This window comes from Ruegeria sp. CDSB113, assembly GCF_059611045.1.
This window is the reverse complement of the sequence record NZ_JBXWOU010000015.1, coordinates 25,888-39,825: the sequence shown is the minus strand read 5'-3', so window position 1 is coordinate 39,825 and position 13,938 is coordinate 25,888. Positions and strand designations below refer to the sequence as shown.

Genomic DNA, 13,938 nt, shown 5'->3' with positions numbered 1-13,938 from the left:
GGGCAGCATTTTACATCTGCGACCTGATCGTTAACGGTATCACAGCACATGCGCGGCACCGCTTTCTTTCGCTGCCATCCGCTTTAACGCCATCCGGTCCAATTTGCCTCCCATGGTCAACGGCAGTGCATTAACTACCCGAACCACATCCGGCGCCTTGTATCCGATCTGTTTCCGCGCGAAGTCGATGATATCTCCGGGGCGCACCGGTTTCGCCCCTTCGACCAAGCTCACAAATCCCCAAACATCTTCACCGTGCATCTCGTCTCGCACCCCTACCACCACTGCCGCTGCAACGGCGGGGTGCGCTGTCAGTACATCTTCCACCTCCGCCGGGCTGATGTTCGAGCCGTCGTGCACGATGATCTGTTTTTGCCGTCCCCGGAACCAGAAATAGTCGTCGTCATCCCGTCGCATCAAATCGCCTGTATCGAGCCAGCCATCCCGAAACGCTGCCGCTGTCGACACCGGGTCGTCCCAATACCCCGTCATCATAGTCGGGCTCTTTACCCAGTGCCGACCGTCCACTCCCACGGGCACCTCTACGCCGGCCTCATCACGAAGCGCCGAGACATAGCCTGGATTGTTCAATCCAATGGCACCGACTTTCTCTACTCCTCCATGGGTGTTCGAATGTGACGTCCCCATTTCCGTCATCCCGTAAAACGCGCCGATCGGCACACCTGCCAACGCACCAAAGGCGTCGACCAGTGTCTGCGAGGGTTTGTCGCCACCTGCCATCATCGTTCTTAGTGACCCAAAGTCTTCGCGAACGGCCCCGTGCCCCGTTACCAATGCAGCCAATGGCGCGGGCAATATCTGCGCCACTGTCGGCTTTGTCTGTCGCAGGAGCCCCAAAAGCTCGTCGGGCGAAAACTGCCGCACTACGTTCGTTCTGGCACCAGCCCAAAGCCCTGCAAATGTCAGCCGCAACCCGGCAGTATGGGAAATCCACGACGCCGGGAGCACCACATCCCCGGGTCCCAACCCCAACCCCTGAGCATTGCTTGCCACCATAGCGCCCATGCTGGCATGGCTATGCGTCACGCCTTTCGGCTTGCCTGTGGTCCCTGAAGTAAAAAATATAAACGCCGGGGCGTCAGACCCAATCAACGGCAGTGTCCCCTCAGCCTCACCGTCCATCAGGTCCTCCAAGGTGAGCGCCCCGTCCACTTCGCCTTCATAGGACATCATTCCCATAGGAAGTTGTCCTACGCCTGGCACTGCGGCCACGTCCTTGGCGCGTTCGCCATGCACCAACAGCGCCGCCGGCGTCGCCAACCGCAGCGCATGGTCGATATCCGCAGCCGTGTAGCGATAGTTCAGCGGCATCGCCACCAAACCGGCCCGCATGCAGGCCAGATAATGGATCACCAACACCGCCCGGTTCGGCATAATCGAAGCTATTCGGTCCCCCGGATTAAGCCCCAGGCTCAGATATCGAAGCGCCAGCCGTGTACAGGCGGTATCCAGCTCCTGCCAGGTCAAAGCCCCGTCCAACGCGTAAAGCGCAATCGCCTCGGGATCCGCCGACAATCCCCGGCGAAAAAGGTTCGATAAATCCGCAGGAGCGGCCAGTGGCGGCCCGGTTACCGGCATGCTTTTCTCCCCAATTCGACCTGCGTCCGAGGTTGCCTCCAACTTTCCTCAGCGGAAAGGCAACGAGCGGAATCCAACCACTCAATCGGTTGGTCGGTGGATCGAGCATACTGCAATGTTATCTACTTCCAATAGGGAGCGGCAGGAACGTCTACAGAATGCGAATTTGCCCAATACGTGGTTCGAGTTGTTACCAAAGCCCCCTCAGGCTCGGAACCTTTTCTGTTGGTTTGATCGCGCAATGTCATTCGACTGGGTGGCCGCGCAGACCGATAGTAGAGTTTTGACGCAGACAGCAACCACTAGTTCAAAACAGGTTTCGGTTTCCAGCTTCTCCGTGACAGAGCTAAGCGCAACTCTCTTGGTTTTGCGAATCCGGCTTTCGTGAATAGGATGTGCCCAGTTCTTTTTAAAAAATTGTATTGGAGTTATGGCATGGCAACAGAGCGCTGGACCGTCGGATCATATCTTGCAAAAAGGTTGCAAGAAGCTGGAATTGCGGATTATTTTGTGGTTCCTGGCGATTACAATTTGGTGCTGTTGGATGAGCTGCTTGGCAATCGGAATCTGCGGATGATCAGTTGCTGTAACGAGCTCAACGCAGGCTACGCAGCAGACGGATATGCCCGCGCAACAGGGGGGCCGTCCGCAGCTGTCGTCACTTATTCGGTCGGAGGGTTGAGCCTTTTGAATGCCGTCGCAGGCGCCTATGCCGAAGATCTTCCATTGATCGCGATTTCCGGTGGGCCGAACACAAACTCAGAAGCCGAGTGGGAATACCTGCACCACACGCTTGGCAAGGTTGATTACGATTACCAGCATGAGATGTTCGCCCGCGTCACCGCAGAGGCTGTCACGATTCATCATCCGTCCCTTGCGCCTGTGGCAATCGACAGGGCGATAGACACCGCAATGCTTCGACGCAAACCGGTCTATATCGAAATCGCCTCGAACATTGCAAATGCGCCTACGTCCGCGCCTGTACCGCGCAGTTTCGCCAGGCAGTCCAGCAGTGATCCGAACACATTAGCGACTGCGGTCGCACAAGTTTCTGACTTCTTGAACGCGGCAGAGCGGCCAGTTCTTGTCGCGGGAAGCAAAGTGCGCGCGGGTCAGGCCGAGCGCCCCTTGCGCAGCCTTGCCGTGGCCTGCGAATACGCCCAGGCATCAATGCCCAACGCCAAGAGTTTTCTGTCTGAAACAAACGAAAGCTTCATGGGGATTTATTGGGGGCCGGTCAGCACGCCAGGCTGTGGGGAAATTGTCGATGCCGCGGACGGGCTGCTGTTTGTCGGTCCTGTTTTTACCGATTACACCACGGCGGGTCATCAGCTTGGTTTTGATCCCGGCAAAGCGGTTATGGTGCATCCAACGTCCATACAGTTGGGTGACACACATTTCAGCAATGTCCGCATGGATGAATTTCTGGATGCGCTGACTGACAAACTTACGCCGAACAACGGTGCCGTCACGGCCTTCGACCGTGTCAGAACCGAGCAAAACCCGCCGGAGCCAGGTGAAGCCGATACACCGGTGACGGTTCGCCAACTATTCGCCCGTGTGCAGAAGATGCTGGATGAAGACAGCACGTTACTCGTGGAGACGGGTGATTCATGGTTCAACGGCATCGAGACCAATTTGCCCGAGGGCACGCGGTTCGAGATACAGATGCAGTATGGATCGATTGGCTGGTCTGTCGGCGCGTCGCTGGGATACGCGTTGGGTAACAGGAAGCGCCGGTTGATCTCATGCATTGGCGACGGTTCGTTTCAACTGACCGCCCAAGAAATTTCGACCATGATCCGGTATAACGCAAAGCCGATTATTTTCCTCATCAACAATGGCGGCTACACGATCGAAGTTGAAATCCACGATGGCCCTTATAACACCATCAAGAATTGGGATTACGCCGGTTTGATTGACGTGTTTAGCGCCGGTGAGGGTAACGCCTGGGGTTGCAAGGTGAAAACAGAAGGCGAGTTGGACAAGGCCATTAAAACAGCTCTGGATCATGACGGTCTTTGCCTGATCGAAGTTCTGATCGATCGGGATGATTGCAACGTCAATCTGTTGCGGTGGGGCAATCAGGTCGCGCGAAACAACGGTCGACCCAATCGATGCAGATAGTGTAGGATCTGTTGCACACTGTTGGCCATTGACCCTCCTGCCAACAACGGGTGAATGCCTTTCAGTTTTTTCAAGTTGAAAGTCAGTTCATGATCTCTTCCAAAGGTGTGCAATATCCTAGGGAAGTGATCCAGTTTGCGGTGTTTTTCTATGTCAGGTACGGCGTGTCATACCGGGATCTGGAAGAGATTATGGGTGAAAGAGGTGTATCGGTTGATCACACACGCCGAACCGCTGGGTGACACGGTACTCTGGCGCGATCGCGGAGGTGGCGTGTCGTCGCAAGGGGCCATGCGACCGTTCTTGGAGAAGGGGTGAAACTTATACCCGAGTTAAAGGGACGTAGGTCATCTCTATCTAGTTGTCGACAAACACGGCAAAACGCTTGATTTCATGCTTACGCAGCGCCGAAATAAGCCAGCGGCTACGAAGTTCTTTGCTCGGATAATTGAGATCAACGGTCTTCCCAGAAAGATTGTCATCGATAAGAGTGGTGCCAATACAGCTGTGATCAAAGCTATCAAAAAGATACTGAAAGGCTTCGGTTGCCCGGTCCCGATCGAGATTGTGAGGCGGAAAAACCTAAACAATATCGCGGAGCAAGATCACGGGTTCATCAAAAGACGAACCCGCCCGATGTTCGGCTTCATGCGCTTTGTCTCTGTGTCTGCAACGCTTTCAGCTATCGAAGTCGCTCACATGATCCGCAAATGTCAAATCACTTCCAGGATCTGCCCTTTCAAACAATTCGCCGGACGGGCCGCCTGAACCATCGGCACAAAAGCGACTTTCCAAACAGACACAAACTTTGCAACAGAACCGTGTCAGATAGGTGTTTTTGAGCCCATTCCTAGTTGAGTAGAGTTTTGTCAGTGCATTTGTTAACTACGGTGTAAACCGGACATAGGTCGTACTGGTGACTTAAGGCAGGTTAGCGGGTCAAAACTGTTAGGGTGATTGGCTACTACTCCAAGCGCCGCCGCTATGTGCCAAAATTCAGGTGCTAAATCTGCTTTTTAGAAGAGCCTCCCCATACAAGTTACCACGAATAGCCTGGATCTGGCCGAGAACGTTTTTCCGATTTATTGAATTGCCAAGAGCGACAGCATTGTCGTTAACCCGCACAACAGGAAAGGAACAACTTTAGCAAGGCCCGGGAGATGATGGCTCAAAAATCAGCCGCCAAGACCAGTACACCCCGTCGATTGGCTCGGGCAGCATAGTCCGCAAAGCTGTTAGGGACCCGGTTTGCGGAACTCATCAGGGTCAGCGGTCAAAACTGCGCAAACAGACCGGACACATGACTGCTTTTGACAAGCGCACAGGTCAGATCAAAATGGACTCGCCTTGCAGGAGTCATCCACACCAGATTCTCGCGGCAAGATCTGACATTCAATGTGAAGTCTTAGACAACATCTATCGCGTAGTTCGGAAGATTGATTGCTGCCGGAACCGGCACTAAGACCGGCGCTGAACACCACCCAGTATAACTCTGTTGAAAGCCTTTCGCCCTATTGGCTTCAGCGATCAACGTCCTCTTAATCACTGTTTCACACCTTGCTTTAGCAAGAACTGGTTCTTAAAATTCTTCAGCCCCGGCATGACGTCGGCGTTACCGATATCGTCGCTTGCGTGGATTTCCTGTTCAAGAAATTCCTTTAATGCGTCGCCATCGTCGCTGACCAGTTCAATGATTAGATCGTAGCGCCCTGCGACCCATAGAATGAAGACGACCCGAGGGTTCTTTTCAAGACGTTCGGCCACCTGGCGTGGGGTCACGCCAACAGCCACATTCAACCCGATCATCGCATCGGTGGTGTATTCCGTAGCCACCGGATCCGACATCGCGACGATCCGCAACATGTTGTTGTCTCGCAGACCGCTCACCCTGTTGCGGATGGTTCCTTCGGACACATTCAACTGCTGCGCAATCTCAGAAAAGGCCATCCGGCCATCTTGCTGCAATAGCCGGATGATCTGTTGGTTCAAGTCATCCTTTGGGGACCTAATGCTCTGTGCGGTGGCGCGCAGGTTTGATTGCTTTTTGACTGCCATATACCCGATGCTCGATTGCTGCATTCGTAGCTGAGATTAGGTGAGGACATCGAAATCCGCAATTCTTCCCTAAGAATTCTGTGGCAGGAAGTGCAGAAAACGACATCCTTCGCCCTCGACACCGCAGTTTCCAAGGACCGTGACGCGGGCCTATTGCCAGATTTTTTGCAAAATCCCGCTGGAATTGCGGCTCTCGCAATCCACACGATCACGTTATTCGAAATTCGCACCCCAGTGCCGCTTTTTGACCAGATTATTTCTGATTCTTACCCGAGAATTCAAAATAGCCCCGAAAAACGAAGGAAAGTAAGGATAAGAGTGCGATATTCGTAGTCGCAGATTCAAAACCCGGCGCATCGGGATAGAGCCTGCAAGCAGGGCGACCGCGGGAAACGGTAAGAACCATGAGCATACCGTTGAACCGGCGGGTGCAGGTGGCAGTGTCGAAGGGAGGACAAATGACAATTGCCGAGGAAAGAGCGCAGGCCATTGGCGGGCCTCAGCACGGGCTGACTGCCGGGGCGTATCGCAGCGAAGAGTTTTGGCAGCGGGAATGCCAGACTGTCCTGGCCAAGAACTGGGTGTTCATCGGGTTTGCCCATCAGATGGCTAACCCTGGCGATGCACATCCAATCACCTGCGCAAACCTGCCACTGCTGGCGGTGCGCGGTCGTGATGGCGACATCCAGGTGTTTCACAACGTTTGTCTGCATCGCTGCATGACATTGGTCGACAAGCCCAAGAACGTCGGCAAGCTGATCCGCTGCCCCTATCATGCCTGGGCTTACGATCTGGATGGACGCCTGCGGGCTGCACCGCATTTTGCCGGAACTGGAAAGCAGGAGTTCGACGGCTTTGACATCAAAAATCATCGCCTCAAGCCCGTGCGCACCCATGTCTGGCATGATTGGATTTTCGTCAATCTGGACGGGAATGCGCCTGATTTCGAAGACTATGCCGCGCCTTTGATCAGCCGGCTAGAGGGGATGGACTTCACCAGAGTGGAACCAATCGGCCTGCTCGACTTTGGTGAGATTGGCACCAACTGGAAGCTGATCATGGAGAACTTTATCGAGCCCTATCACGTCCAGTTTGTCCATGCCTCAACCACCGATCAGCCGTTGGAGAACCACTATACCATCACTGATGGCACCTGCATCGGCAGTGCGGTGGATCTGAACGAAGAGTTGGGCACATCCGGCAGTCTGGGTGTCAGCTCTCGTTATCTGACCCTGTACCCCAATTTCATTCTGGGCCGCTATTTCCCGGATCAGCTGGGCGTCTATCTGAACGTGCCCATTGGTCCGGGAAAGATGCGCCAGTACCGAGCACTTTACACAACAGAAGGCCAGGAACTGAGCGCCGAGGAAGTACAAGCCCTCAGAAACCTATGGTGGGATGTCCACAAGGAAGATCACGAGATGGTTGAGCGCATGTTTGAGGGCCGCAAATCCCCGGTCGCCGAGGATGGGGGGCTGTTGTCGCCCGCTTGGGAGGACAGCGTCCGCGCCTTTCAGGATCTGATCGAGCGTGATGTGGCCGGTGCTTAAGAAAGAAGGAACAAAATCGATGAATAAGTCCATATCCAAAGGGTTTCGTCTGGCCCATACGATGATGCGTGTCACAGACATGGAGAAGTCGCTGGACTTCTATTGCGGAATTCTGGGTATGGAAGTGCAGCGGCGCACGGATTACCCCGAAGGCAAGTTCACCAACACGTTTATCGGTTATGGGCCTGAGGCCGAGTTTCCCACGCTGGAGCTGACCGCCAATTGGGATCAGGGCACGCCCTATGACAAAGGCGACGGATGGGGTCACATCTGCATCGAAACGCCAGATGTTTATGCCGCGTGCGAACAGCTGGCTGCGGCGGGGGTAAACATCACCCGCCCACCGGGGCCAATGAAAAACGGCACAAGGGTCATCGCCTTTTGCGAGGACCCTGACGGTTACAAGGTCGAATTGAACGAATCCATACTGAAACACCTGGCACAGGAAGGCTGACCAAATGGGTGACACACCTCAACTTTTCAAATTCGATCTGGTTCAAAACCGCTACGACTCGATGGGGGACAGCGACACCTACATCAAACCGATGGTGACCAGTGAATTCAGCAAGTCCATGTGCGGCGGTATCAACGTCCTGAACAACATCAAGGTGCCGTGGGATCTGACCTGCGACGAGATCATTTATTGCCTTGAGGGTACATTCCGACTGGTTTGCGATGGCAAAAGCTATGTTTGCGATCGTGGTGATGTGCTGTTTGTCCCGAAGGACAACCACATTTCCTACGAGTCGGACGGCAAATGCGTAATCTTCTATGCCGCCTACCCTCACAACTGGAAACAGCTTGCCGGGATCACGCAGGTTCCGGGCATCGACCCTGACGATTTTGTCCCCGGCTGAACACCTTAATCGCTGAGCGACAGAACAAACGAAACCAGTACCAACACTGAGGGGTCACCCTCGGTGAACCAAATCTGATTGCCATTCGATGGGAGGACGCCGAATGCCCAAGGATAATGCCAGCACCCGCATCTACTACGAGACTTTCCATGACGCTGTCGAGCGTAACCGCCCGCGTATCGCAGAGGTACGGCAACGTCTGGAGGAGGCTGGCGTCAAATACGTGATGGCCGCCTGGATTGACCTGCACGGTATTCCAAAAACCAAACCCGTACCGATGAGTGATTTTGAACCGCTATGCCTTGGGAAAGGGCCACAATTCGCGGTGCATTCGATTTCGTACGTGCCCGAGCTAAGCCCCGCCGACAGCGATCAGGTGGTGGTTCCGGATCTCGATGCCGTCTACGTCTGTCCGTGGGACACATCGATGGCGATCATCTTCTCGGATCTCTACTGGGAAGACGCACCCTATAATGTCTGCCCGCGTCAGGCCCTGAAACGTGCCATGCACGAGGCCGCACTGGAAGGGTACACTGGTTACGCCGGGGTAGAACCCGAGTTTATCGTGATGAAATATGACGACGCCGGGCAGCCGGTAAAGGCATTTGACGATGACCCTGCAGATGGGCTTCGTCCGCGTCGTCAGGCATTTGGCTATGATGTTGAGTATTCCATAGACTCGATGCCATTCCTAAAAACCCTGATCGACATCATCGAAGGATTAGGCTGGAACCTGCATGACGTGGTGGCTGAGGGTGCGTACTCCCAGTTTGAGCTTGATTTCCACTACACCAACCTGCTGGAAATGTCCGACCGGTTGGCTTTTCTGCGCATCACGTTGAAAGAGGTGGCCAAGCAGCATGGGCTGTTTGTGACCTTCATGCCCAAACCAACTGTGGGGGACTGGCGTTCCGGGGCGCATATCAACCTGTCGATGCAGCATGAAAGTCGCCCCGGCGAAAACATTTTTGAGACACCCGATGGCAACTGGAGCGACGAGAGCCGCTGGGCAGTGGGCGGATTGATGCAGCACGCCGAAGCAATCACGGCGATCACCTGTCCGACCGTGAATTCTTATAACGGGTTGGTGCCGCGCGTTGGCGGTTTTGAAGGCGGCACCGTCACCTGGGCTCCGACCAATATCACATATGGCTTCAACAATCGCTCGGCCCAGTTCCGCCTGCCGCAAAGCCGTCACTGCATCGAAAACCGTGCCTGCGACATGACCATGAATGTCTATCTGGCAATGGCGATGCATCTGAGCTGTAGTGTTAAGGGCATCAAAGATAAGACCGACCCGGGCGAACCAACAGATTTTGATCTTTATTCTAAGACCGAAGCTGAACTTGCCGAACTCGGAATCCGCCGATTGCCGCGAACGCTCTATAACGCGATTGAGGCTTTGCGTGGCGATGCCATGGCGGAACATGTGATGGGCCCGGTGATGCGTAGTTCTTATCTCGAATATAAAAACGACGAGTGGGAGCGGTATCACCAATCGGTCACCGATTGGGAAGTGCAGGAATATCTGCGGCTCTACTAAGACAGGAAAGGATCGGGTGGTGCCAGATTTTGAGATTTACGAGCTGGGCGACTTTCCGCTTTTGTCGGGCAAGGTATTGAAGGATGCCAAGCTTGCCTATCAGACCTACGGTACAATGTCGGCCGCCCGTGACAACGTCATCGTTCTGCCCACCTTTTATACCGGCACTAATTCCCGTAACGAGGGGTTCTTTGGCCCAGGTCGCGCGATTGATCCAAGCCGCCATTTTATCGTCAGCCCGAACCTGTTCGGCAATGGTCGCTCATCGTCGCCATCGAATACGCCTGCGCCCCAGGACGGCCCGCGATTTCCGCTGGTGCAGATGTGGGACAACATCGCTGCCCAGCATCGGTTGATCCATGATCACCTGGGGATCGAGAAAATCGCCCTAGTCGCTGGCTGGTCAATGGCGGGCTGCCAATCCTACCAGTGGGCGGCGCAATACCCGGACATGGTCCAAGCGATCCTGCCTTTCTGCGCCTCGGCCAAAACCTCACCGCATAATTTCGTCTTCCTCGAGGGGGTCAAGGCCGCCCTTTGCGCGGATCAGAATTGGAACGGCGGCAATTATGACAGCCCACCCAAGGCTGGGCTTAGCGCCTTCGGCCGGGTTTACGCAGGCTGGGCCTTCTCTCAGACCTTCTATCGCGAGGGGCTTTATCGGCAGCTGGGATTTCGATCGATAGAAGAGTTGATGCAGGATTGGGAGCAGGACCATGTGCAGGGCTGGGATGCCAACAATTTGCTGGCCAAGCTTGCCACTTGGCAGGCAGGCGACATCTCAGCCGGGCCGCTTTACAGTGGAGATTATAAACTGGCACTGGGTGCCATCAAGGCTCGTGCCATTCTGATGCCCTGTACTCAGGATCTCTATTTCCCACCAGAGGACAATGAAATTGAGGCCCACCACATACCTCGCGCCATCTTCCGCCCTTACAATTCCCCTTGGGGCCATTGTGCGGCCAACCCAGGCAATGACAAAGGTTTCACGGCGCAGTTAGATGCCAATATTCGGGAACTTTTAGAAGAGTAACGCTTTGTGAATAAATTCGGGATCTTACGCATTCGCTGGTTTTCAATACTTTCCTTCATGTGAGGGGCGGCAATGCGGCAACTGGCACGCAAACATGGTCGTTTTGGTTTAGATCCGCTTTTTTTAATCGTTCAACTTTGCAAAGTACGCTTCACTGCGAATAGCAGACGCCGATACCATTCGCAGCATTCGAGACGGCATTGTCAGGTTGTTTTGGTTTGACTGAGCGTTGCCATGCCGCGATGTCTAGGCGGCCTTTTGGCCGGTGTATTCAACCCAAAGAATAAAGGCATCCGCTCGTGAGTGGCGATAAGAACAGGCTGAAAGGCGGTTGCGTTTGGGGCGGAACAGGGTGGAGGTTTGATCGTGGACCGAAAAGAACCGTTGCGCCTGAAAGGGTGACTTGAGCCGGCCCATTTTTTCTCCCGCCACCGTAGGAGCCCAGTTTGTCTGTGAAGATCACGTGCGGTTGCCCCCGGTTCTTGAACAGTTTCTTGAAAAAGCGCGTCGCGGCTGGCTTGTTGCGACGCGGCTGGACAAAGATATCAAGTGCATTGCAGTTGCCTTCGACCGCACGCCAAAGCCAATGTATTCGACCGCTGAAAGGCACTAAGACCTCGTTGAGGTGCCAATTGTCCGCCGGGTATGGCCGGTCCCGTCGAACCTTCGCGGCGAATTGGATACCAAAACGGGCTATCCAGCCCCGGTCCGTTTCGGAGGAGACAGTGATGCCCTGCGCAGCCGACGACCGAATGCGGGAAACAGAAACCCTTGAAGCGGGATAGTTCAGATAGATTCAACATGGTATCGCGCTGCAACGGCAACCCCGTTTCAACAACCTGACAACACCCGCTGAACTCATCCAACACGCGACTTGTCGGACTTTGCCGAAACGCTGCCCAAATCACTGCCGCTTATGCGCGCAATCAGTTGGTATCATGTCCGCGAAAAAGCCCAGGACCCAAACATCTTAATTTGATCAAATCTGACTACTACTATTTTTTGGTGCTTGTAATTGCGCGCCAGTCTTCCGGTGGAGGCCTGTCTAACAGGCTTTGGGCGCGGGCCATCATGGCGACTGAGGCGGAATCTCCGTTTCGTGTTCGGTCCGCAACCTCAAATGCGGCAACAGCTTTTTTAAACTGCCCTGCCCGGTAGTGCGCAAGGCCTTGTTCATAGGTCTCTATCCAGGCAAATGATCCGTCACACCCATCCGCCATCGCTATCAGTTCGTAGACCACAAGCTCTTCAACGCGCCCGAATACGGTAAGCGTGTCCAGTTCGCGCACCACGATTGTGTCGGCTGCCTGTTGTCTCGTTTCCGGCCCAATGAGGATCAACGTGCCATAATCTTTGTTGGCTCCTTCCAACCGGCTGGCAACATTCACGACATCGCCAATCGCGGTGTAGTTCAACCGCTGCTCTGATCCGATATTTCCGACCAAAGCCTCGCCGCTGTTCAGCCCGATCCTGACTCGCAAGGGAGCGCCGTCATCATCTTCAATTCCGGACGCGTCCACTGCAGCGACAAGGTCCAATGCTGCGCGGCAGGCGTTTTCAGCGTGGTTCACATCCTTGCGTGGCGCCCCCCAAAACGCCATCACCGCATCACCCATGAATTTGTCGATCGTCCCACCATTTTTAGCGATAGCCGTGGAGGCCGCGCTAAAGAAGGGCTCCATCAGTTGGGTAATCTTGGGGCCAAGTTTCTCGGACAGCCCTGTGAAACCTGTGACGTCGCAGAACAAAACAGAGATTTGCTTCATCTCTCCGCCGGGCTGTATCTTGATACCCTCAGCAAGCAGCATGCGCACGAGATCTGTGGGTACGTATTTTCGGAATGCCGACAAACCAGCCGCCATGCTAGCAGTGGCCGCAGAAAGATTGGCAAGCTCAGACAGTTTGGACGGTCTGCGCTCAATCTGCTCGACGTCAAAGCGCTCAATCTTACCAAGGTCTTCGGCGATGCGTGCCAGCGGGTTTGCCACAACTTTGCGGATCAGCCAGATCGCTAATCCGGTTGCAACAACCACCACAATGATCAAAACGTAAATCAGATTGATCAGCGTCTCGTCGATGCCCGAAAGAAAGGCCGATTCAGGTATGACTGTGGCAACGCGCCAGCCGTAAAACCCCAGAGGCGTCAGCGCCACCGCATAAGGCACGCCGTCAATGACGACACGTTTCGTCAATGTGCCAGAGGCATTTGCTTGTGGGTCGGCCAACAGCCTTTCGCCCGTGATCATGGCCACTTCATAAAGCTTGCCCTCGCCCATGCGCGCCGGAGTAACCTCATCCGCTTCGGCATCGGGTACTGCAATGACTTTTCCATCGGCGTTCAATATGAATGCAGCGCCAAACTCGCCGGGTGCAAGCGTTGCAAGAAACCGTGACAAACGATCCGTTTCGATCGCAACGGCGAGAACGCCTTGCCGCGTTCTATTGACGTCTATCGGACCGGCATAGGCGTAAACGGTTCTGTCACTATCTGGAAGGTCGCGCGCTTCGATCCAACCAGAGGAGTTGAGGCCCATGAAGTTTTTAAACCAGGCATGTTCGCGCGGATCATAGGATGTTTCGGTAAAGGACCGCTCTTCGAATTGTATGTCACCGGGAATGAAGATGTAGCGGTCTTTCCGCAGCATTCGGTCGCGGATTCCCTCGTCGATTTCAATCATCTCAAGCCCGCCGTCACCCAGGCGATGTGACGCAAAAAAATTCCCGTCAGGCCAGCCGAAGAACATCCATGAGATATTCGGCTGCGCCTGCAATTGTGACAGGAAAACAAACTCCCGCTTGTCGGCCTGTCGCGTCGCGATGACGTTCTGAACAAAGATCGTACGAACGGCCGCCCAGGCGGCTTCGGCCGACCTGAGTGTCACGCCTACCTCAATACGGACAGTGTTTGCGATCTGGCCGTTGATTTCTGCCGCAAGCATGCGGCTATTGTCCCGCGCTGTCGTCCACCACAGGGAATGAACAATAAACGTCGACACTCCGATAGACACAGCCACCAGAATTGACACCGCAATGCCTACACTAAATCGCAATTAAATCTCCGCCGAAAAGCTACTTGTTTCAGTATTGAGTTGAGACTGCTAAGAGAGCAAAGTTTTCTTAGACACAGACCCGAAATATCACGCAACTGTTAGGTAGGAGCAAAAGACTGTGTTG

Annotated in this window: 9 protein-coding genes and 2 pseudogenes; 7 read left to right on the top strand and 4 right to left on the bottom strand. The window is 54.5% G+C overall.

Annotated elements, in window-relative coordinates; translation table 11 throughout:
• Positions 1–39: 39 nt before the first annotated feature.
• Positions 40–1,599 carry a class I adenylate-forming enzyme family protein gene (locus AC2FIS_RS20135; RefSeq protein WP_496775094.1) on the bottom strand — a complete coding sequence of 520 codons (1,560 nt, stop codon included), beginning with the start codon at positions 1,597–1,599 and terminating at the stop codon, positions 40–42.
• Positions 1,600–2,034: 435 nt separating this feature from the next.
• On the opposite strand from AC2FIS_RS20135, the gene AC2FIS_RS20130 reads away from it, so the two are divergent.
• On the top strand, positions 2,035–3,726 hold the full coding sequence (locus AC2FIS_RS20130) for a thiamine pyrophosphate-binding protein (protein WP_496775093.1): 1,692 nt from the start codon (positions 2,035–2,037) through the stop codon (positions 3,724–3,726).
• An 89-nt stretch (positions 3,727–3,815) separates the two neighbouring features.
• Positions 3,816–4,494 (top strand): annotated as a pseudogene (locus AC2FIS_RS20125) (IS6 family transposase).
• A 774-nt stretch (positions 4,495–5,268) separates the two neighbouring features.
• Here AC2FIS_RS20125 and AC2FIS_RS20120 read toward each other — a convergent pair.
• Entirely contained in the window at positions 5,269–5,805 is a 537-nt protein-coding gene (locus AC2FIS_RS20120) for an Lrp/AsnC family transcriptional regulator (protein WP_496775092.1), read from the bottom strand.
• Positions 5,806–6,239: 434 nt separating this feature from the next.
• Between AC2FIS_RS20120 and AC2FIS_RS20115 the strand changes: the two genes are divergently transcribed.
• The 5 genes from AC2FIS_RS20115 (at position 6,240) to AC2FIS_RS20095 (ending at position 10,764) form a co-directional block, all read left to right on the top strand.
• Complete coding sequence (locus AC2FIS_RS20115) at positions 6,240–7,331, top strand: aromatic ring-hydroxylating oxygenase subunit alpha (RefSeq protein ID WP_496775091.1); 1,092 nt, start codon at positions 6,240–6,242, stop codon at positions 7,329–7,331.
• Between the two features lie 19 nt (positions 7,332–7,350).
• Positions 7,351–7,785, top strand: a complete 435-nt coding sequence (gene gloA / locus AC2FIS_RS20110; protein WP_085823161.1) for a lactoylglutathione lyase — start codon at positions 7,351–7,353, stop codon at positions 7,783–7,785.
• A 4-nt stretch (positions 7,786–7,789) separates the two neighbouring features.
• Positions 7,790–8,188 (top strand): AraC family ligand binding domain-containing protein, encoded by a 399-nt coding sequence (locus AC2FIS_RS20105; protein ID WP_496775090.1) that lies wholly within the window; start codon positions 7,790–7,792, stop codon positions 8,186–8,188.
• 103 nt (positions 8,189–8,291) lie between these two features.
• Positions 8,292–9,731 (top strand): glutamine synthetase family protein, encoded by a 1,440-nt coding sequence (locus AC2FIS_RS20100; protein ID WP_496775089.1) that lies wholly within the window; start codon positions 8,292–8,294, stop codon positions 9,729–9,731.
• A 19-nt stretch (positions 9,732–9,750) separates the two neighbouring features.
• Entirely contained in the window at positions 9,751–10,764 is a 1,014-nt protein-coding gene (locus AC2FIS_RS20095) for an alpha/beta fold hydrolase (RefSeq protein ID WP_496775088.1), read from the top strand.
• 246 nt (positions 10,765–11,010) lie between these two features.
• On the opposite strand, the pseudogene AC2FIS_RS20090 reads toward AC2FIS_RS20095, so the two are convergent.
• Both AC2FIS_RS20090 and AC2FIS_RS20085 read right to left on the bottom strand, forming a co-directional pair.
• Positions 11,011–11,407: pseudogene (locus AC2FIS_RS20090) on the bottom strand (DDE-type integrase/transposase/recombinase); the annotation flags it as partial.
• Positions 11,408–11,759: 352 nt separating this feature from the next.
• Entirely contained in the window at positions 11,760–13,814 is a 2,055-nt protein-coding gene (locus tag AC2FIS_RS20085; RefSeq protein WP_496775087.1) for an adenylate/guanylate cyclase domain-containing protein, read from the bottom strand.
• Between the last annotated feature and the right edge of the window lie 124 nt (positions 13,815–13,938).

Coding starts and splice junctions, on each gene's coding strand:
- AC2FIS_RS20135 (WP_496775094.1), bottom strand. CDS start 1,599: ATGCCGGTAACCGGGCCGCCACTGGCCGCTCCTGCGGATTTATCGAAC.
- AC2FIS_RS20130 (WP_496775093.1), top strand. CDS start 2,035: ATGGCAACAGAGCGCTGGACCGTCGGATCATATCTTGCAAAAAGGTTG.
- AC2FIS_RS20120 (WP_496775092.1), bottom strand. CDS start 5,805: ATGCAGCAATCGAGCATCGGGTATATGGCAGTCAAAAAGCAATCAAAC.
- AC2FIS_RS20115 (WP_496775091.1), top strand. CDS start 6,240: ATGACAATTGCCGAGGAAAGAGCGCAGGCCATTGGCGGGCCTCAGCAC.
- gloA (WP_085823161.1), top strand. CDS start 7,351: ATGAATAAGTCCATATCCAAAGGGTTTCGTCTGGCCCATACGATGATG.
- AC2FIS_RS20105 (WP_496775090.1), top strand. CDS start 7,790: ATGGGTGACACACCTCAACTTTTCAAATTCGATCTGGTTCAAAACCGC.
- AC2FIS_RS20100 (WP_496775089.1), top strand. CDS start 8,292: ATGCCCAAGGATAATGCCAGCACCCGCATCTACTACGAGACTTTCCAT.